Source organism: Knoellia sp. p5-6-4, from assembly GCF_029222705.1.
Taxonomy (GTDB): domain Bacteria; phylum Actinomycetota; class Actinomycetes; order Actinomycetales; family Dermatophilaceae; genus Pedococcus_A.
In genome coordinates, this window is the sequence record NZ_JARGZF010000001.1 from 1711774 (window position 1) to 1730126 (window position 18353).

Below are 18353 nucleotides of genomic sequence, written 5' to 3' on the forward strand. Positions count from 1 at the left end.
TCTCGGGACGCGGGCTCGACCGGCGGCGCGACGCGCCGTCAGCGCAGCGTCACCTGCCGGCTGAGCAGCCCCGAGCGGGCCCGGCGCTCCTCGGCGGTGAGGGAGTCCTTCGAACCCACGGCCGCGGCATACCGGCCGGCGAAGGCGGCGAGCTCGTCCTCGTAGTCGGCGGCCTCCTTCTCGGGGTCGAGGTCCCAGACCGGCACGAGCAGGCCGCAGGCGCGGAAGGCACCGAGCAGGCGGGTCCCCTCGCCGAGGCCGCTCTCACCGGCCGCGTGCAGGCGGGCCAGGGCGTCGGTGGCGACGTCCTCGTCCTCCGGCAGCACGAGCCGGATGTGGGTGCGCTCCCCGATGCGCACCCAGTAGGCCGAGGGCGCCGACGACATCCGCGTCGTCGGCACGATCGACTCGTTGGCCCGCTCCAGCGAGGCCTGGCCCTCGGCGTCGAGCTCACTGTCGCCGACCCAGAACTCGAAGCCCTCGTGCACGGTCACGTCGAAGTCGGTCTCCGCGTCGAGCAGGTCCTGCAGGCGCGGCGTCTCGGCGGTGGCCTGTGGGACGGCCGTGACCGGGGTGCCCTGCTCGGCGCCGGCCGCCGCCAGCAGCGATGCGGCGAGGTCGCGGGAGGCGTCGCCGGAGGCCGAGCCCGACTGGGTGCCGATGAACACGGTGCCGTCGGCGCGGTGCAGGCCGGGCCAGGCCAGCGGCAGCACGGTCGCGACGGTCGCCTCGGCGGGAGCACCCTCGGGTGCCTTGCCCTCGGCGAAGCGGACGGTCGCGGTGGCGGCGGGCAGGATCTCGCGCATGGCAACCCAGTCGGTCTCGTTCGGCAGGCCCGCGAACGGGCGTGCCACGAACGGCGCCGGCTCGACCCGGGTCTTGCGGCTGGACTGGTCTGCGGTGACGCCGTGCTTGCGGCGGCGAGATGCCTTACCCATGGGGCAAACCCTAGTGGGCGCGTGACGTGGCGCCGGTCAACGGCTGCGGCGGCGCGACGGGCCGCCGAGAGAGGCCCACACGGTGCTGCCGTAGCGGTCCTGCGCGACACCCCACTCGTGCGCGAGGCTGCGCACGATGCGCAGGCCGCGGCCGGAGGGCGCCCACACGGTGCGCGGTGCCGGGTGGGGCACGGTGTCTCCGCCCCCGTCCGTCACCTCGACCTCGACGACCCCGGCCTTGACCTTCCAGTGGACCCGCAGGCTGCCGTCGCCCAGCGGGCGGGCGTGGCGGATCGCGTTGGAGACCAGCTCGGAGACGACGATCTCGGACTCGTCGATCGTGACGGCGGCGATGCCGCGCTCGCGCAGGTCGTCGACGACCGTGCGTCGCACGAGGGAGACCGACGAGGCGCTCCACGGGACCCGGATGGTGCGGGAGACGTCCCCGGAGGCGCCGGGCTGCGAGGCGAGAGCCGCCGGCGCCGGAGCAGAGGTCACCGACGAAGCGGTCCTCCCCTGGTTGGTCACCTCGTACCCCCTAGCGCCGTGCGGTTCTGGGCACGAGCCTACCGAGTGGTCTGCAGGGCGTCGACCACCAGATTGGGACGATTGCTGATAATTGCGTCGACACCGAGTTCCAGGCAGAGCCGCACGTCCTCGGGCTCGTCCACGGTCCACACGTAGACCTCGTGGCCCCGGGCGTGCTGGCGCTCGACCGTCTGCGGCCACCGGCGCACGATCTTGATGTCCAGCCCCGCCGTGTGGATGCCCCGGGGGAGGGACCCGTCGCGGAAGCGCAGGGGCACCACCTCGTGCATGAGGTAGACCGTGGGGACGTGCGGGCACAGCTGGCGCATCCGCTGCACGGCGAGCTGTGAGAACGACATCATCCGCACCCAGTGGTCCCCCGGCTGACGAGGCGTGTCGAGCCCGAACTCGGCCAGCATCCTGGCGAGCTGCCGCTCGACGAGCCCGGCGTACCGGGTCGGGTGCTTGGTCTCGATCGTCAGGCCGAGGGGGCGCTCGGAGGCCGTGACCGCGCTCAGCAGCCGGCGCAGGGTGAGCAGTCGGTTGCGGTGGTGGTCGGGCATCTCGCTGTCGCCGGCGTGCTGCGCCTTCCACGAGCCCCAGTCCAGGCCCTCGAGCTCGGCGAGCTCCAGCGTCGAGACGATGCCGCGCCCGTTCGAGGTCCGGTTGACCCGGCGGTCGTGGACGCAGACCAGGTGGGAGTCGGCGGTCAGGCGAACGTCGCACTCCAGGGCGTCGGCCCCCTCCTCGATCGCCCGCAGGTAGGCCGAGAGGGTGTGCTCGGGTTCGGCGCTGCTCGAACCTCTGTGGGCGATCACCAGAGGCCGGCCGCGAGTGGCTCCGTCGTGGGGCACGGCCGACATCGTGCCACCACCGCGCGCCCGCCGCCGCATCTCCTCGCGAACTTTGTCCCGATCTCCACCGGATGGCCGATGGCGGGTCACCAGATCGTCGTGGGCAGACACCGCTGGCCTGGGACCCCTGGCGGAAGGCCCGGCTCCACGCGGTGGTGCGGTGGGGCAGAGTGGGCGCGTGCGGCATACGGCAAGCTCTCCCCGGTGCGACGACGTGCCCGGGCACTCACACCCTGGCCGGTCGGGCCGTTCCATGGGCGTGACGCTGCCCGCCTTCCAGACGCTCGTGGACGCCCACTGGCGTGACGTCGCCCGCCTCGCGCACGCGCTCGCGGGCCCGGTCGACGGCGACGACGTGGCCCAGCAGGCGTGGGCGCAGGCGCTGGCCGCCTACCCCGGACTCCGGTCGAGCCGGAACCTGCGCGGGTGGCTGCTGACCATCACCCACCGCTGCGCCATGGACGCCCACCGCTCCCGGGGCCGCCGGGCGGTGCCGAGCGACGTCGCGGACGACCTGGCCGACCGCGGCTCGCCCGAGGTGCCCGGGCCCGAGGCGAGCCTGCCCGACACCGACCTGTGGAAGCGGGTGGCCGACCTGCCGGCACGGCAGCGGGAGGCGGTGGTGCTGAAGTACGTGGCCGACCTCGACCACACCGCCATCGCGCAGGCCCTGGAGACGACGCCGACGATGAGCCGGCGGCTGGTCAGCGACGGCCTGGCCGCCCTGAGGAAGGAGCTGCTGTGAACCCCGACGCCCTCGAAGAGGCCCTGCGCGGCCTCGGCACCACCGCCACGCTGCACCCGCCGCGCCTGCCGGCCGGCGACGTCTCCTACGTCGTGGAGGACACCGCGATCGGCCGGATGCTCCTGGCCCGCAAGGCCGACGGCGCCCTGGTGGCCAGCACCTTCGTGGCCGACGACGACGCCGAGGCGCACGTCCTCGAGCGGCTCAGCCGCGCGCTCTCGCCGCGCGTGCTGCGCCAGCCCGCAGAGCTCGACGAGGCGCGCCGCGAGCTCGAGGCCTTCCTCGACGGCCGCAGCCACCGCTTCACGCTGCGCACCGACCTGGCCCTGGCCACCCCCTTCCAGCGCGTGGTGCTGCCCCGCCTGGCCGCCTCGGTCGGCTACGGGCACAGGGCCACCTACGGCGAGCTGGCCCGGGCGGTCGAACGACCGTCGGCGTCGCGCGCGGTCGGGGCGGCCCTCGGGGCGAACCCGCTCTGCGTCGTCCTCCCGTGCCACCGCGTGGTGGCCGCCTCCGGCGCCCTGACCGGGTATGCCGGTGGGCTGGCCGCCAAGCGCTACCTCCTGGACCTCGAGGCGAGGGAGAGCCACGGGGACGCCTCGATGAGCTTCGATGCAGGACGCTAGCCCTGTCTAGCGTCCTGGCGAGAACGCGCTATCGGGCGCTCGAGATGGTTCGCGCGGTCGCCGCCGTGAACGCACGCTCTCTGGCCCGGCCGAATCCCACCGGGTTATGCCATGCTGACCGGCGCCAGCAGTCGACCCCGAACGAAGGCTCTCGGGGTCAATCACTGGTTGTTTCCACCACACAGGGGTAAACGGTCACGATGCCAGGTCATGTCGACCACCGGCATGGATTTCGTCGCTCCACCCACGATCAAGACAAGGAAGTCCTATGCGAATGAGGAATGTTCTTGCTGCCACGACGCTGGCTGCAGCTCTGACCGCGGCCACGGCCGTTCCCGCTACGGCGGCCACGGGGTACGACCGGTGCCCGCAGCTCAAGATGTGTGTCTTCACCGGACCGAATGGATCCGGCACCATGGCGTACTTCTCGCTCGGGGACGCCAACCTGGGTGACAGCAACGGCCCCACCGGAATGAACAACAACATCGAGAGCTTCTTCAACAACAGCGGACACCACTGGGACTTCTTCGACTGGGCCGGTTACGACGCCGGCGGCGGCATCCGACACTCGGACCCGTACGTCGGCGGGAAGAACTTCGGCGACGCGTGGGACAACCGCGTCTCCTCCCTCCGCGACTGGTGACAGACCCTTCCAACGGCGGCGCGCTGTCCGCGGGAGCAGGGATGTCCTTGCTCCCGCGGTGCTCCTCGTAGCGTGGGCCGCGGGCTGCCACGGCTCTGGCTGGTGCGGATTCCATCTCCCGAACCGGCATCGGCGTCCAAGACGTCGTTGGTGGTGGTGGCGGCCCGGATCTCCACCGCCACCCCGACCCTGGGACACACGGCGCAGGTGGCGTGGCCAGCCGGTGGTCAGCGATGGTCAGCGGTGGTCAGCCGCTGATCGGCTCGAACCGTGAGGTGAAGTGCCGCAGGGCCTTGGGCTCCTCGACGATGCGGTATCCGGGCAGTTCCTCGGACCGGGCCGCCACCTGCTCGCAGACCTCGATGACGTAGTCGATGTGGCTCTGGGTGTACGTGCGACGCGGGATCGCCAGGCGGACCAGGTCCATGGCGGCCGGCGTCTCCGAGCCGTCGGGCTGCCGACCGAACATCACCGTGCCGATCTCGCACGATCGGATGCCGCCGACCTCGTAGAGCGCCACCGCGACGGACTGGCCCGGGTACTCGAGCGGATCGAGGTGCGAGGCGAGCGCCCTGGCGTCGAGGTAGACGGCGTGCCCGCCGAACGGGCTGAGCACCGGGATGCCGCGCTTCTGCAGCGCCTCACCGAGGTAGGCGGTCGACCTGATCCGGTAGCGGAGGTAGTCGTGCTGCACGACCTCCTTCAGCCCTTGGGCGAGGGCCTCGAGGTCACGGCCGGCCAACCCGCCGTAGGTCGGGAAGCCCTCGGTCAGGATGAGGGTGTTCCTGCACTCCTGCGCGAGGTCGTCGTCGTTCATCGCGAGCCAGCCGCCGATGTTGCCCATCGGGTCCTTCTTCGCACTCATCGTCATGCCGTCGGCGAGCGAGGCCATCTCCCGCACGATGTCAGCGACGTCACGCTCGCCCTGCCCCTCCTCGCGCTCCCGGATGAACCAGGCGTTCTCGGCGAACCGGCAGGCGTCGAGGAACAGCGGCTTCCCGTAGCGGTCGCACAGCTCACGAACACCACGCAGGTTCCCCAGCGAGACGGGTTGGCCGCCGCCGCTGTTGTTGGTGATGGTCACGAGGACACACGGCACGTCACCAGCAGACGCCGCGAGGAGCTTCTCGAGAGCCGCGAGATCCATGTTGCCCTTGAACGGGTGGTCCGAGGCGGGGTCCCTGCCCTCGGCGATGACCAGGTCGACCGCTCGTGCACCCGTGGCCTCCACGTTGGCCCGCGTGGTGTCGAAGTGGGTGTTGTTGGGCACCACCTTCCCGGGGCCGCCCAGCGCCGAGAACAGGATCTTCTCCGCCGCCCGCCCCTGGTGGACAGGGATGACGTGCCGGAAGGGGAACAGCTCGCGCACCGCGTCCACGAACAGGTAGTAGGAAGGCGAACCGGCATACGACTCGTCGCCGTGCTGCAGCGCCGCCCACTGGTCGCGGCTCATCGCCCCGGTGCCGGAGTCGGTGAGCAGGTCGACGAGCACGTGCTCGGCCCGGAGCTGGAACAGGTTCCAGGAGGCGGCGCGCAGGTGCTCGCGGCGCTCGGCCCGGGTCGTCATCCGCAGCGGCTCCACGGAGTGGATCCGGAAGGGCTCGAAGATCGTCGTGAAGCGGGGCTCATCCATGCCTTCAGGATCGCGAACGATGCGGCGCGGCGGAATGGCCGTCGGAACCCTGACGAGACACCTGGGTTCAGGTTCATACTGCGATCTGCGGACTGAGTTTTCTGACGAAAGGTGAGCGGTGGACCGGGTCGACTGGCACATCCTGGGCGAGCTCCAGGCCGACGCCCGCCTCTCCTTCAACGAGCTGTCCCGGCGGGTGCGGCTCTCGCCGCCGGCCGTCGCGGAGCGGGTACGCAGGCTGCAGGACTCGGGCGTGATGACGGGCTACCACGCTGCCGTCGACGTGGCCCTGGCTGGACGGCCGGTGCAGGCGGTCGTCGTCATGGACTGCTACGGCCCGACCTGCCTGCTGCGCGACCCCGAGGTGGCGGCCTGGCCGGAGGTCCGTCAGCTCTACCGGGTGACGGGCCAGGGGTGCTCGGTGCTCATGGTGGCCGTGCCGACGATGCCCGACTTCGAGGAGCTCATCGACCGCCTGGCGCGGTACGGCCGGCCGAGCAGCAGCATGGTGCTCTCGGACCTGCTGCCGTGGAAGCCCGTCGCGCCCCTCGATCGAGCCTGAGCTGCCGGGACACGCGCCCTGCGAGAGGGGCCGGTCGTTCAGTCCGTGGGCAGGGGTCTCAGCAGCTTGGTCATGTGCACGTCGTCCCAGCCCTCGAGCGGGAGGCCCACGGTGCGGCCGGTCTCCACGTAGCCGAGCCGCTGGTAGAACGCAGGCGCCTGGAAGGTGAACGACGACACGGCGACGCGCTGGCACCCGCGCTCGCGGGCCTCCTCCTCCGCCGTCGCGATCAGCCGGCTGCCCCAACCCTCGCCGCGCCGGTCCTCGCGCACCCACACCATCGCGATCGCGGCGCAGGTGCCCCACGTCCAGCCACTGAGGCCCGCGACCAGGCCCCCCTGCTCGTCGGTCACCTTCAGCGTCAGCTCCCGTGGCGCCTCGCTACCGGTGCGGCTGAGGTTGTAGACGTCCAGCTCCCGGCTGAGCTGGGCCTCGAGGTCGGGGTCGGCCCCACCGACGAGGATCGGCTGTTCCGCTGCACTCATGGGCCCGACCCTAGGTGCTCAGTGGCCGGCGGCCGCCTTCTGGCGGCGCGGGACGAGGTGCATCACGGCGACGACGACAGCACCGACGACGAGCCCGATGAGCGCGGACGCCAGCGTGTTGGCCAGCCACGCCAGGAAACCACCGAGGCCGGCCACCCCGTGCACGGCCTCCTCGAGGTGGTGCACCAGCTCATAGGGAGCGTGCCAGCCCAGCTCGTCCACGCCGACGAGCAGGATGTGGCCACCCACCCACAGCATGGCGACGATACCGACGGTGGACAGCACCGCCAGCAGCTTCGGCATCCCCTTGACGAGGAACCGGCCGACCGCCTGGGCGGCGCCGGAGTCGCGCTCCGCGAGGTGCAGGCCGATGTCGTCCATCTTCACGATCAGGCCGACGACGCCGTAGACGAGCAGCGTGATGCCGACGGCGACCACGGCCAGGATGATGGTGCGGGAGACGAACGGCTCGTCGGCGACCTCGTTGAGGGCGATGACCATGATCTCCGCCGAGAGGATGAAGTCGGTGCGGATGGCCCCCGAGACCATGGACTTCTCCTGCTCCGGCCCCACGGAGGCCGCCGGCTCACCCTCGTGCTCCTCGTGGTGGCCGCTGACCTTCTCCCAGATCTTCTCGGCGCCCTCGTAGCACAGGTAGGTGCCACCCACCATGAGGATGGGGGTCAGCAGCCAGGGGATGAACTGGCTGAGCAGCAGGGCCACCGGCAGGATGATGAGCAGCTTGTTCCGCAGCGAGCCGATGGCGATGCGCTTGATGATCGGCAGCTCGCGCTCGGGCTCGAAGCCGTGCACGTACCGCGGGGTCACGGCCGTGTCGTCGACGACGACACCCGCGGCCTTGGCGCTGGCTCGGCCTGCCGCGGCACCGACGTCGTCGACCGAGGCAGCCGCGAGCTTGGCCAGCGCGGCGATGTCGTCGAGCAGCGCGACGAGTCCGCCCGCCATCAGCGACCCACCCCTGTCGGGACGGTGTCGGTGGCGGGTGAGCGGCGCCCAGCGGGCACCCGGAACGGAGGCGTCAGCACACGCGGAAGGCTACCCGCGCTCCCGCGCCACTGCCCACCACGCCCGGGTCAGCCGTTCGCGCGCAGGTACCGGCCGAAGTGGGGCACCGTGAAGGCGATGCGGCCGCGCTCGCCGGAGTAGATGAGGCCCTTCTTCAGCAGGGCGTCGCGGGCGGGTGACAGCGACTGCGGCTTGCGGTCGAGCACCGCCGCCACCGACGCGGTCGGCACGGACTCGGTCTCGTCGAGCGGCTCCTCGCCCGACTCGCCGAGCTGCAGCGCGGCGTCGGCCATGGCCCGCAGGTACTCCCGCTCCGCGGGGGTGGCACGCTCGTAGCGCGAGCCGAAGAACCCGACCGCCAGCTCCGCCTCGGCCTCGGGCGCGGCCACCTTCACGTCATCTGCGGTGATCGGGCTCTGGGGGGCCACGTCCCACGCGACCTTCCCATAGGCCTGGACGAAGAACGGGTAGCCGGCGGTCGCGGCATACAGTGCCTCGAGGGCCTCCGGCGTGAACTCGGCGTCCTCCTCCTTGGCCGGCGCGGAGAGGGCCCGGTCGGCGGCCTCGCGGTCGAGGCGGTCGATGCGCTGGTACTTGAAGAGCCGCTCGCTGTAGGACTTGCTCGCCGACAGCACCGCGGGCAGGTGGGGCAGGCCGGCCCCGACGACGATCACCGGCAGGCCCGACTGGCTGATCTCGTGGCAGGCGGCGCAGATGGCCGAGACGTCCTCGGCGCCGAGGTCCTGCATCTCGTCGATGAAGATGGCGACTCCCTTGCCCACGTCCGCGGCGAGACCACCCACGTCGCTGAGCAGCTCCACGAGGTCGATCTCGATGTCGCCCGAGTCGGCGCGTCCGGTCACCGCCGGCGCGTCGATGCCGGGGTTCCACCGCTCGCGCAGCTTGGCGTTCGGCGCCGCGTCACGCTGGGCGAACGCCTTGATGACGCCGAGCACGTGGTCGACGTCGTCGCCCTGCGGGTGGCCGAGCTCGCGGACCGCGACGTGGAGCGCGGCCGACAGGGGCCGACGCAGGCGCTGCTCGGGACGCGCCTCGAGCTTGCCGGTGCCCCAGTGCGCCCGCACGGCCGACGAGCGCAGCGCGTTGAGCAGCACCGTCTTGCCGACACCGCGCAGACCGGTGAGCACGATCGAGCGCTCGGGCCGGCCGCGCGAGATGCGCTCCAGCACGACGTCGAACGCCTGCAGCTGCTCGTCGCGTCCGGCGAGCTCGGGCGGGCGCTGGCCGGCGCCGGGGGCGTAGGGGTTACGGATCGGGTCCACGATCGCAGGCTATGGGGGTCTCTAGCGGATCCCTGAGATTTCGCGATACGCCGCCATCGACGTGTCGCCCGAGGCCGCCCATCCCCTCTGGGCGACCGCCTGCACCGTTTCGTCAGCCGTTCACCGAACATGACCTGATTTGGGATGAAATGCACCATCCGCTGGGAGCAACGTCTGGAGTGTCAGCGCATTTACGGAACGGAGAACTCATGTCACCGCAGCAGCACGACCCGTCCGGGCTCCACGAGCGGCTGGTCGCCCCCCGACCCCTCAACCGACGTTCCTTCCTCACCGGCGTCGGCGGCGTCGCGGTCGTGGGTGGAGCCGCCGCCGGTGCACAGGCCGCGGCGCGACCCGACGCCGCCGTCGCCGCGCCACTGGGCGGCCGCGCGACGGCCGCGCCCGCGCCCGACCCCCTCGACCTGCTGAAGAAGATGTTGTCCTTCGACACCCAGAACTTCGGCCAGGGCGGCAAGACCCGCCCGCACGCGGAGTGGCTGAAGTCGGTGTGGGACGCCGCCGGCGTCCCGGCCGAGATCATCCCCACACCGCAGCCCGACAACGTCCACCTCATCGCCCGCGTCGAGGGCACCACCTCGGCAGCTCCCCTGCTGCTGCTCGGCCACTCCGACGTCGTCCCCGTGGAACGGGAGAACTGGACCACCGATCCCTTTGCGGGAGAGGTCAAGGGTGGCGAGGTCTACGGTCGCGGCGCCCTCGACATGAAGGGCGCCAACGCCGCGTCCATCGCCGCCCTGCTGCGCCACCTCTCGGAGGGCGCCCGCTTCGAGCGCGACATCATCGTGCTCACCGACTGCGACGAGGAGGCGGGCAGCTACGGTTCGACCTGGCTCGCCCAGAACCACTGGGACAAGCTCGACTGCGGCATGGTTCTCACCGAGGGTGGCTGGTTCCTGGCCCAGTCTGATCGGACGACGCCGATGCTCATCACGGTGACCCGGCAGGACAAGGTCTACTTCAACCTCGACCTGTATGCCGCGGGCACCGCCACCCACTCCTCCAAGCCGATGCCGGACTCAGCGATCGTCGCGCTGTCGCGCGCCGTCGCCGACCTCGGCGACGACCTTGCGCCCGTGCACCTCACCGACGTCACGCGGGAGTACTTCGAGGCGCTGGCCGAGGCCACCGAGGATCGCTGGTGGGCCAAGGCGATCCGGCTCATGCTGTCGGCGCGCAGTCAGCAGGCCCGGGAGCGCGCCGCCCAGCTCGTCGTCGCGAGGTCCGACTACCCGTACCTGCACAGTGCCCTGCTGCGGACGACGACGGCATTGGTCATCGAGGACGCCGGCTACAAGGAGAACGTCATCCCCTCAGAGGCCCACGTGCGCGTCAACTGCCGCGGCATCCCGGGAGGCCAGAAGCCGCGCGAGTTCCTGGCTGTCGTGCGGGAGAAGATGGCCCGGCGCGACGTCGAGGTGAAGCTCGCGGCACCGGCCGGGGTCTCGGAGGCTGAGTACCTCGACCAGCTCGACACTCGTTGGGCGACCGAGCCGGCCGACCTCGACACCCCCCTCTACGAGGCGATCTCGCAGGCGTCCGTGCAGACCTACCCCTCGGCTCGGTTCTCGCCGGCGCTGTTCGAGGCGGGGACCAGCCTCGGGCCCTGGCGGGCCAAGGGCATCCCGGGTTACGGCGTCTACCCCTACGTCATCAGCAACGAGCAGCTGGTCGGCATGCACGGCAACGACGAGCGCATCTACGTCGACGCCCTCGCCAAGGGCACCGACTTCATGCACCGGGTGTTTTCGAGGTTCCTCGCCTGAGTCACGTGGCCGGCTGGTGCGGCTCCGCAGTCCTGCAGTTCAGCGGGTGCGGAGCCGCACCAGGTGTCCGACGACGCCCGGCACCCAGCCCTGCTCGCGGCGGAGCCAGCGCACCGCGACGAGGTTCATCGGCACCACCACGAAGCCGCCGCGCATGCCGTCGGCCACCGCGAGGTCGGTGCCGAACGCGTCGGTCACCAGCTGCCAGCGCAGGTCGGTGTGGCGGTGCAGGTGCTCGCCGATGCCGAGGGCGAAGCGCTCGACGATGCGGTCGTGCGGCTCCCGCTCCGGCTCCGGCGCCGACTCCCAGGCGACGAAGGCCGCGTCGAGGCCCGCCCCGATCGAGCCGAGGTCGTCGACGTCGACGCCGACCGCCTCGAGCTCGACGAGTGCCGTCGCGATGCGCGCCTGCTCATGCTCGGGCACGCTCTCGACCACCGGCGTCAGGGGGACCTCGTCACCGAGACCGAGACCCGCACCCGACGACGGGCTTGCGGACCCGGCTCGTGGCTCCTCGGTCGCCGTCGAGCGTGCACCTCGTCTGAACCACGCCATCTCCTCAGCGTAGTGACGACCGGCGCGAACGGCTCGGGCTCAGATGACCTGCGGATGCCCGGAGGTGGAGACGACCGGCTTGCCCGCCGCGTGCCAGCCCTTCATGCCGCCCTCGAGGTTGGCGACGTCGAACCCCTGCTGGCTCAGCCACGCCACCGCGCGCGACGACCGGCCACCGCCGCGGCAGGTCACGGCCAGCGTGCCGTCGTCGGTGTCCGGCAGCTCGTGCAGGCGCGAGGGCAGCTCGCCGAGCGGGATGTGCACGGCGCCGGGGGCGTGGCCGGCGTCCCACTCGTCCTGCTCGCGGACGTCGAGGATGACGGCGTGGTCGGGCACCTCGGTGTGCGCAATCTGGGGGATCTCACTCATACCGGTCATCCTGACACGCACGTGACCTGCTGCGCTCAGTGCAGCTCTCCGTAGACCGCGGCGTTGAGCTCGGCCACCCGGTGCCAGCTGATTCCCTCCGCCTGCTCGCGGGCGAGCGGGTGCTCCGAGTCGTGCCCCTGCTCGACCTCGATCCGCGGCACCAGGCCGGGGGCGCGGGTGTGCACCACGGCCCGCACGTCGAGCGTCGACGGCTCGTAGGGCAGCTCGCTCGCCAGCAGCCCGTAGACGGGTGGCACCCGCTCGGCCCGGTCGGGCTCGTCCCAGTGCTCGAAGAGCACCTCGAGGCTCTCGCCGCTCACCAGCACCCACACCGACCACGAGAACGACGACCGGTCCGCGCCGTCGAGCAGGGGCAGCGCCAGCTCTGCGCGCAGGAAGTACGACGTCCCGCCCTCGGGGCCGGCCTCGGGCAGGAAGCAGAGGTCCTCGGTGAGCTCGCCGGCGGCGCGCTGGGCGGCGGTCGCGACGTCCCAGGCGTGCGGCGAACCCGACCCCATCGCCGTTGCGAGGTCGAGGTGCAACGCCCCGCAGGTCGGGCAGGGCGCGGCGGCGGGAACCGCAGCCTCGGTCACTTGAGCAGCCTCGACATCCGGCGGTCGGCCAACGGCTTGCCCCCGGTCTGGCAGGTCGCGCAGTACTGCAGCGACGAGTCGGCGAACGAGACCTCACGCACCGTGTCACCGCACTCCGGGCACGTCTCCCCGGTGCGGCCGTGCACCCTCATGCCTGCCCGCTTGGCGTCCTTGAGCTCGGCCGCCGGCTTCCCGGAGGCCGCGAGCACCGCAGCCGACAGCGTCTCCCGCAGCGCGGCATACAACCGATCCACCGACGCCTCGTCGAGCGTCGCCGCGATCGCGAACGGCGACATCTTCGCGACGTGCAGGACCTCGTCCGAGTAGGCGTTGCCGACGCCGGCGATGACCGACTGGTCGCGCAGCACGCCCTTGACCTGTGCGCGGCGGCTGTGCAGCAGCCCGCCGAAGACCTCCCGGGTGAACTCCGGCGCCAGGGGGTCGGGGCCGAGCGTGGCGATGCCGGGCACCTCGGCGGGCTCGTTCACGATGTAGGCCGCGAGCCGCTTCTTCGTGCCGGCTTCCGTCAGGTCGAACCCGGAGCCGTCGGAGAAGCGCACCCGCAGGGCGATCGGCGACTTGCCGGGCCGCAGCGTCGTGGGCGAGATCGAGTCGCTCCACCGCAGCCAGCCCGCCCGCGCGAGGTGGAAGACCAGGTGCGTGCCGGAGCAGTCGAGGTCGATGAACTTCCCGTGCCGGGCGACCGCGTCGACGGGCAGCCCCACGAGCGCCTGCGGCGGTGGGTTGAACGTCTTGAGCACCGAGATCGACCCCAGCTCGACGCCGGTCACCGCCAGGCCGTCCGTGCGCGCGGACAGGAAGTCGACCAGCGCCTGCACCTCGGGTAGCTCGGGCATGGGCCCATCATGCCCGCAGCCGCGGCGGTGTGCGGGCTCAGCGGGCCAGGGCCACCCGCAGCAGCCGCAGCAGCCCCCACCCGTCACCGGCGCGGCACACCGGGACATCCCTGTGGTGCCTGTGGCGGGGGGCCAGCTCCTCGTTGGAGACCGGTATGCCGTGGGACAGCACCTGTTCGGTGGGCGTCAGCTCGCGGATCGCGATGGCCTGCACCCGGTCGGGGCGCTCCTCGGCGAAGTCGCCGTAGATCTTGGGGTCGTGCTGGCCGTCGTCGCCGACGAGCACCCACCGGATGTGGGGCAGCTCGTTGGCGAGGCGGTGCAGGCACGAGCGCTTGTGCTCCTGACCCGAGCGGAACCAGCCGGTGTTGGTGGGACCCCAGTCGGTGAGCAGCAAGGGGCCGAGGGGGTAGCCGTGCCTCTTGAGGAACCGGTTGAGGTGCGGCGAGGTGTTCCACGCCCCGGTGGAGACGTAGACGATCGGGGCGTCGGGGTGCTCGGCCAGCAGCTCCCGGTAGAGCGACGCCATGCCGGGTACGACGTGGCGGGCGCTCTCGGTGCGCACGAAGGTGTTCCAGGCGGCGATCAACGGACGGGGCAGGGAGGTGCTGATCACGGTGTCATCGATGTCGCTGATGATCCCGAAGGTGGCCTCGGGCGAGACAACGCAGACCGCGGCCCGCACGCTCTCGGCATCGTGCGCCTCGATCTCGACCTCGTGCCAGCCGGGGTCGAGCCCGTGGTCCTTGACCGTGACGTCGATGTAGCCGCTGCGGTCGGAGCGGGCGCGGACGGTGCGCCGGCCGACGGTGATGGTCACCGGCACGTTCATCGAGGGCGCGGTGATGAAGGCGCGCCACCCCCGCTGCTCCTCCTCGGCGGCACGCAGCTCCGACACCGAGGCCTCGGCGTCGGCGCCGGGGTGCTCCTCCGGTCGACGGGTCAGCAGCACTCGGCCCAGCACGCGGACGAAGTCCTCCGAGCCGTACCCGGTGTGGCTGACGACCCGGTTCTTCCACCCCCGTCCCCGCAGCAGGGCGTTGACCTGACGGTGCCAGGCGTCCTCGACGATCGCGGCGGCGTGGGGGCGGGCCATGGCCAGAACCCTAGGGCCTGGCGAGCACGCTCCTGAACTGCTCGACGAGCTGGTCGCCGCTGGTTCCTGGGCCCTCGAGCTCGCTCAGGCGCCTCCCGTGGCTGAGCAGCAACGTGGGGCCTCGGCGGGCCTCGAGGTCGTGGGCGAGGAGGAAGTCCTCCTCGGCGAGCTCCGCGGCTCGGCTCGACCCCGCGAACAGGGCCACGGCGTCGCCGTCCAGCCCGAGGCCGTCGGCGACGTCCTTGACCGTGGCGGGGTCTGCGAGGCTCCGGCCTTCCCAGAAGAACGCCCGCTGTGCAGCCCACAGGCCCTCCAGTACCCGGGCCGGGGCGGCTGCGGTGAGACTGATCACCGCAGCCGCGGCCGCCCGGGAGTCGAGCGGCATGACGCCGTCGGCGAGCGCCAGCTCGTACCCGGGGCCGAAGCGTGCGCCGGTGGCCCGCCGCACCGCCTGCAGCGGCGAGGTCGTGGCGGCGATGGGCTCCCCGTGGAAGAGGCCGATGCTGACGACCTCGAGGTCAGCCTCGCCGTCGATCTCGTGGAGCAGCTGGCTGAGGGCGGGCAGGTAGCCGTAGGACCATGGGCAGTAGGGGTCGTGCAGGTAGACCAGCAGCGGGCGCTCGACGTCGCGGGGCGCCGGGCCGGTGGCCCGGAAGGCCGAGCCGAGGCGGACCCGCCACTGTTCGGTGGATCCCGGCCTGTGGTCGAGCGAGCGGCTCGCGTGGGCGCACCACGAGCTCAGGCCGAGGGCGGCGGAGCCCCGGTGTCGGTCGGAGACGTGTCGGGACGGGTGTAGGGGGGAAACGGTTCGGTGGGATGGGTGTCGGCAGGATGCGGGCACGCGCACCTCCTCCAGGAGACAGAAAAGCAACCGGCCAGCCCTTGCGGCTGCACCCGGTTGCTTCAGGTGGTGTCGACACTAACCCATGGCCCCCGCCGCGCGGGGGCTCCGTCCACCAGCTGTCAGGCCGGCAGCTCGTCTCCCGTGACGCGCTCCACCCGGCCGACGACCTCGCCGACGATCTCGGCGGCCAGGGCGCGAAGCTTGACGTTGCGGTTCTGGGAGTGGCGTCGGAGCGCCTCGAAGGCCTGCGTCTCGTCGATGGCGTGACGACCCATGAGCACCCCCTTGGCCTGCTCGATCACAGCCCGGCTGGCCATCGCCTGCTCCATCTGCGCGGCCAGCTCGCGGGCCCCCTCGAGCTCGAGGACGGCGCCGACCGCGTCGGCCGCGCGAGAGGCGGCCATCCGCACGAGCGCACGGTCGGTGTCGTCGAAGGCGTGCCGCGTCCTGCCGTAGAGGTTGAGGGCGCCGAAGCAGCGCCCACCCGAGAGCAGCGGCATGGCCAGCAGCGACTGCACGTCGGCGGTGTCGACCGCAGAGGTGAACATCGGCCACCTTTCGTGCGCGCCGGCCAGGTCGACGAGGTTCTCCCGGCGGTTGCGGTAGGCGTCCAGGCACGGGCCGTCGTCGACGGCGTACTGCACCGCGTCGATCTCCAGGGTGCGCGCCGTCGTGTAGGACGCCGTGCGCGGACGGTCCTCGAGGACGATCGTGACCCCGACGGCGTCGCAGTGCTCGACGTTGTCGCGCACCGCGAAGACGAGGCCGTCGAGGTAGGACCCCAGCTCTTCCATCGACCCCAGCACCCCGGACAGGGCGGCCATCAGACGCTCGGTGGGCGTCGTCGGGACCGCGCTCGACTGGTGGCTCATGGGGCACTCCTCTCGGGGGTTGGGTGGTCCAACCGTAATCCGGAACCTCCCGCGATGAGGAGCCCCAGGCCCTGCCCGCGAACGAGCGCCAGCGTGCCACCGCCGTGGAGGAATCGACGGTGGCACGCTGGGTCCATGCGGCCGGTCAGGCGGTGGCGCCTACGGCCAGATCGGGGCGACCCACTCCGGGTGCGCGACGACCGTGCCGGCCGCCACCAGGAGGACGGCAGCCGGCACGGTCGGTCTCGGGCGCGCACGCACGGTGAGCTGCATGGCAGGCAACCTCCCAGCCGCACGGCATACGGCAGGAGAAGACCCGGTCAGGGATTGACAAAGATCCGGTATGCCGTGGGGCAGGATGGCCGCATGGGTGCCCTGGGCGCGTCGCGCCGGCCGAGCGCGGCGGTGGTCGGCGGCGTGAGCTGGAACCAGGTCATCGACGTGCCCCGGCTGCCGCAGGGTCGCACGGAGACCCTCTTCGCCACCGCGGCACGGGAAGGCATCGGTGCGACCGGCTCGGGCAAGGCCCTGAACCTGGCCCGGCTGGGATTCGCCACCCGGCTGCACGCCCTGGTCGGCGACGACCCCGAGGGGGACCGTGCTGCTGCGGAGCTGGCCGACGCAGGGGTGGACCTGACCCGGGTGACCGACCCCGCCGGCACCGAGCGGCACGTCAACCTCATGGACCCCGCGGGCCGTCGGGCGAGCGTCTACGTCAACGGCGGCACGCACGACCCGGACGACTCCATGGTCTCGGCCGAGGAGCTGGCGGCCTTCACGGTCGGGGCCGACTACGTGTGGGTCAACCTGGCCAACTACGCCCGGAGGGTGCTGCCCGCCCTGGCCGCCGCCGACACCCCCGTCTGGGTGGACGTGCACGACTGGGACGGGGAGCAGGAGTTCCACCGCGACTTCGTCGCCGCGGCCCGCTACCTCTTCCTCTCCGACGAGGCGCTGGACGACGCCGTGGGCTTCGCCGGCCACCTGGCGCGCAGCCGGGAACTCGTGGTGGTGACCCACGGGAGCCGGGGTGCGACGGCGCTGCTGCCGGGCCACGAGCCGCTGTTCGTGCCACCGGTCGAGGTGGACGCGGTCGACCCGAACGGTGCCGGTGACGCGTTCTGCGCCGGGGTCGCCTACGGGCACAGCCGCGGCTGGGACTGGCCGCGGAGCCTGCGTGCCGGGGCCGCCGTCGCGGCGGGGTGCGTCGCGAGCCCGCACCTGGCCGACCCCACCCTCGACGAGCAGTGGCTCGAGCGCCAGGTGGGTGTCCGTGCCTGAGTCGAGGCCGGAGGAGGTCTTCCGCAAGGGCAGCGCCAGTGCGCCCGAGGGCTACTTCCGGTGGGAGGCGGCCGGTCTCGCGTGGCTGGGGTCCGCGTCGGCTGGGGCGGCCGTCGCCGAGGTGCTCGAGGTCGCAGACCACCACCTCGACCTGCGGCGTCTGACCTTCGTCAACCCCGACCCCGTGGCGGCGGAGGCCTTCGGCGCGGCCCTGGCCCGCACCCACGACGCCGGTGCACCGGCCTTCGGCTCGCCACCGGACGGCTGGGTCGGCGACGGTTTCCTCGGGCCGCTCTCGGAGCCGCTGCCGCTGACCCTGCGGGCGAGCGACTCCTGGGGCGAGTTCCACGCGGCCCAGCTCCTGCGCACCCTGGCGCTTGCCGTCGACAGAGGTGTCTACCGCAGATCCGATATCGCACTAGTCGAGGCAATCGCGGCTCGGGTGGCGCGGGGCGAGTTCGACGACGGGGCGCCGCCCGCCCGCATCCACGGCGACCTCTGGTCCGGCAACCTGCTGTGGACCCGAGACGGCGCCGTGCTCATCGACCCAGCGGCGCACGGAGGCCACCGCGAGAGCGACCTGGCCATGCTGGCCCTCTTCGGCTGCCCGCACCTGGAGTTCGTCCTCCCCGGGTACCTCGCCCAGCACCGGCTCGACGCCCAGTGGCCCGAGCGCGTCGCCCTGCACCAGCTGCACCCGCTGATGGTGCACGCCGTGCTGTTCGGGGGAGGGTACGTGCGGCAGAGCCTGGAGCACGCCCGCCGCTACCGCTGACGCG

General features: G+C 72.0%; 21 protein-coding genes. 7 read left to right on the top strand and 14 right to left on the bottom strand.

What is annotated here, in order from left to right; translation table 11 throughout:
* Positions 1–38: 38 nt before the first annotated feature.
* The 3 genes from P2F65_RS08315 to P2F65_RS08325 form a co-directional block, all read right to left on the bottom strand.
* A complete protein-coding gene (locus P2F65_RS08315) occupies positions 39–938 on the bottom strand; it encodes a DUF5926 family protein (protein ID WP_275805958.1) in 900 nt (299 codons plus the stop codon).
* Positions 939–974: 36 nt separating this feature from the next.
* Positions 975–1436: an ATP-binding protein gene (locus P2F65_RS08320; RefSeq protein WP_345803681.1), complete on the bottom strand. Its 462-nt coding sequence runs from the start codon at positions 1434–1436 to the stop codon at positions 975–977.
* 68 nt (positions 1437–1504) lie between these two features.
* Positions 1505–2320 (bottom strand): glycerophosphodiester phosphodiesterase family protein, encoded by an 816-nt coding sequence (locus P2F65_RS08325; RefSeq protein ID WP_275805960.1) that lies wholly within the window; start codon positions 2318–2320, stop codon positions 1505–1507.
* Positions 2321–2573: 253 nt separating this feature from the next.
* Between P2F65_RS08325 and P2F65_RS08330 the strand changes: the two genes are divergently transcribed.
* The 3 genes from P2F65_RS08330 to P2F65_RS08340 all read left to right on the top strand — a co-directional run bounded on the left by P2F65_RS08330 (position 2574) and on the right by P2F65_RS08340 (position 4334).
* The gene (locus P2F65_RS08330; RefSeq protein ID WP_275805962.1) at positions 2574–3065 is read left to right on the top strand and encodes a sigma-70 family RNA polymerase sigma factor; all 492 of its coding nucleotides are present in this window, start codon (positions 2574–2576) and stop codon (positions 3063–3065) included.
* Positions 3062–3691, top strand: coding sequence for a methylated-DNA--[protein]-cysteine S-methyltransferase (locus P2F65_RS08335; protein WP_275805963.1), 630 nt, complete (start codon positions 3062–3064; stop codon positions 3689–3691). Before P2F65_RS08330 ends, P2F65_RS08335 begins: the two co-directional genes overlap by 4 nt.
* Positions 3692–3965: 274 nt before the next feature.
* Positions 3966–4334: a peptidase inhibitor family I36 protein gene (locus P2F65_RS08340; protein WP_275805965.1), complete on the top strand. Its 369-nt coding sequence runs from the start codon at positions 3966–3968 to the stop codon at positions 4332–4334.
* 247 nt (positions 4335–4581) lie between these two features.
* On the opposite strand, the gene P2F65_RS08345 is transcribed toward P2F65_RS08340, so the two are convergent.
* The gene (locus P2F65_RS08345) at positions 4582–5967 is read right to left on the bottom strand and encodes a tryptophanase (protein WP_275805967.1); all 1386 of its coding nucleotides are present in this window, start codon (positions 5965–5967) and stop codon (positions 4582–4584) included.
* A gap of 118 nt (positions 5968–6085) precedes the next feature.
* On the opposite strand from P2F65_RS08345, the gene P2F65_RS08350 reads away from it, so the two are divergent.
* Positions 6086–6529: an Lrp/AsnC family transcriptional regulator gene (locus P2F65_RS08350; protein ID WP_275805969.1), complete on the top strand. Its 444-nt coding sequence runs from the start codon at positions 6086–6088 to the stop codon at positions 6527–6529.
* A 38-nt stretch (positions 6530–6567) separates the two neighbouring features.
* Here the strand turns inward: P2F65_RS08350 and P2F65_RS08355 are convergent, their stop codons facing one another.
* The 3 genes from P2F65_RS08355 to P2F65_RS08365 all read right to left on the bottom strand — a co-directional run bounded on the left by P2F65_RS08355 (position 6568) and on the right by P2F65_RS08365 (position 9323).
* Positions 6568–7014, bottom strand: coding sequence for a GNAT family N-acetyltransferase (locus P2F65_RS08355; RefSeq protein WP_275805971.1), 447 nt, complete (start codon positions 7012–7014; stop codon positions 6568–6570).
* A gap of 18 nt (positions 7015–7032) precedes the next feature.
* Complete coding sequence (locus P2F65_RS08360) at positions 7033–7980, bottom strand: DUF808 domain-containing protein (RefSeq protein WP_275805973.1); 948 nt, start codon at positions 7978–7980, stop codon at positions 7033–7035.
* A 128-nt stretch (positions 7981–8108) separates the two neighbouring features.
* Positions 8109–9323 (bottom strand): ATP-binding protein, encoded by a 1215-nt coding sequence (locus P2F65_RS08365; protein ID WP_275805975.1) that lies wholly within the window; start codon positions 9321–9323, stop codon positions 8109–8111.
* A 209-nt stretch (positions 9324–9532) separates the two neighbouring features.
* On the opposite strand from P2F65_RS08365, the gene P2F65_RS08370 reads away from it, so the two are divergent.
* Positions 9533–11107: a M20/M25/M40 family metallo-hydrolase gene (locus tag P2F65_RS08370; protein WP_275805977.1), complete on the top strand. Its 1575-nt coding sequence runs from the start codon at positions 9533–9535 to the stop codon at positions 11105–11107.
* 39 nt (positions 11108–11146) lie between these two features.
* Here P2F65_RS08370 and P2F65_RS08375 read toward each other — a convergent pair whose 3' ends face one another.
* From P2F65_RS08375 to P2F65_RS08405, 7 genes are all read right to left on the bottom strand, one after another.
* Complete coding sequence (locus P2F65_RS08375; protein ID WP_275805979.1) at positions 11147–11662, bottom strand: hypothetical protein; 516 nt, start codon at positions 11660–11662, stop codon at positions 11147–11149.
* Between the two features lie 39 nt (positions 11663–11701).
* A complete protein-coding gene (locus tag P2F65_RS08380) occupies positions 11702–12031 on the bottom strand; it encodes a rhodanese-like domain-containing protein (protein ID WP_275805981.1) in 330 nt (109 codons plus the stop codon).
* A 35-nt stretch (positions 12032–12066) separates the two neighbouring features.
* Positions 12067–12624 (bottom strand): DUF2199 domain-containing protein, encoded by a 558-nt coding sequence (locus tag P2F65_RS08385; RefSeq protein WP_275805983.1) that lies wholly within the window; start codon positions 12622–12624, stop codon positions 12067–12069.
* Positions 12621–13481: a DNA-formamidopyrimidine glycosylase family protein gene (locus P2F65_RS08390; RefSeq protein ID WP_275805985.1), complete on the bottom strand. Its 861-nt coding sequence runs from the start codon at positions 13479–13481 to the stop codon at positions 12621–12623. Before P2F65_RS08390 ends, P2F65_RS08385 begins: the two co-directional genes overlap by 4 nt.
* A 37-nt stretch (positions 13482–13518) precedes the next feature.
* Positions 13519–14577: a phosphatase domain-containing protein gene (locus tag P2F65_RS08395; RefSeq protein ID WP_275805987.1), complete on the bottom strand. Its 1059-nt coding sequence runs from the start codon at positions 14575–14577 to the stop codon at positions 13519–13521.
* A 10-nt stretch (positions 14578–14587) separates the two neighbouring features.
* Positions 14588–15418 (bottom strand): DsbA family protein, encoded by an 831-nt coding sequence (locus P2F65_RS08400; protein WP_275805989.1) that lies wholly within the window; start codon positions 15416–15418, stop codon positions 14588–14590.
* A 122-nt stretch (positions 15419–15540) separates the two neighbouring features.
* Positions 15541–16293, bottom strand: coding sequence for a GAF and ANTAR domain-containing protein (locus tag P2F65_RS08405; protein ID WP_275805991.1), 753 nt, complete (start codon positions 16291–16293; stop codon positions 15541–15543).
* 366 nt (positions 16294–16659) lie between these two features.
* Here P2F65_RS08405 and P2F65_RS08410 point away from each other — a divergent pair, with 366 nt between their 5' ends.
* Entirely contained in the window at positions 16660–17574 is a 915-nt protein-coding gene (locus P2F65_RS08410; protein WP_275805993.1) for a PfkB family carbohydrate kinase, read from the top strand.
* Entirely contained in the window at positions 17567–18349 is a 783-nt protein-coding gene (locus P2F65_RS08415; protein ID WP_275805995.1) for a fructosamine kinase family protein, read from the top strand. Before P2F65_RS08410 ends, P2F65_RS08415 begins: the two co-directional genes overlap by 8 nt.
* The last annotated feature ends 4 nt before the right edge of the window (positions 18350–18353 follow it).

Coding starts and splice junctions, on each gene's coding strand:
- P2F65_RS08315 (WP_275805958.1), bottom strand. CDS start 938: ATGGGTAAGGCATCTCGCCGCCGCAAGCACGGCGTCACCGCAGACCAG.
- P2F65_RS08330 (WP_275805962.1), top strand. CDS start 2,574: ATGGGCGTGACGCTGCCCGCCTTCCAGACGCTCGTGGACGCCCACTGG.
- P2F65_RS08340 (WP_275805965.1), top strand. CDS start 3,966: ATGAGGAATGTTCTTGCTGCCACGACGCTGGCTGCAGCTCTGACCGCG.
- P2F65_RS08345 (WP_275805967.1), bottom strand. CDS start 5,967: ATGGATGAGCCCCGCTTCACGACGATCTTCGAGCCCTTCCGGATCCAC.
- P2F65_RS08355 (WP_275805971.1), bottom strand. CDS start 7,014: ATGAGTGCAGCGGAACAGCCGATCCTCGTCGGTGGGGCCGACCCCGAC.
- P2F65_RS08360 (WP_275805973.1), bottom strand. CDS start 7,980: ATGGCGGGCGGACTCGTCGCGCTGCTCGACGACATCGCCGCGCTGGCC.
- P2F65_RS08370 (WP_275805977.1), top strand. CDS start 9,533: ATGTCACCGCAGCAGCACGACCCGTCCGGGCTCCACGAGCGGCTGGTC.
- P2F65_RS08375 (WP_275805979.1), bottom strand. CDS start 11,662: ATGGCGTGGTTCAGACGAGGTGCACGCTCGACGGCGACCGAGGAGCCA.
- P2F65_RS08380 (WP_275805981.1), bottom strand. CDS start 12,031: ATGAGTGAGATCCCCCAGATTGCGCACACCGAGGTGCCCGACCACGCC.
- P2F65_RS08390 (WP_275805985.1), bottom strand. CDS start 13,481: ATGCCCGAGCTACCCGAGGTGCAGGCGCTGGTCGACTTCCTGTCCGCG.
- P2F65_RS08395 (WP_275805987.1), bottom strand. CDS start 14,577: ATGGCCCGCCCCCACGCCGCCGCGATCGTCGAGGACGCCTGGCACCGT.
- P2F65_RS08405 (WP_275805991.1), bottom strand. CDS start 16,293: ATGAGCCACCAGTCGAGCGCGGTCCCGACGACGCCCACCGAGCGTCTG.
- P2F65_RS08410 (WP_275805993.1), top strand. CDS start 16,660: ATGGGTGCCCTGGGCGCGTCGCGCCGGCCGAGCGCGGCGGTGGTCGGC.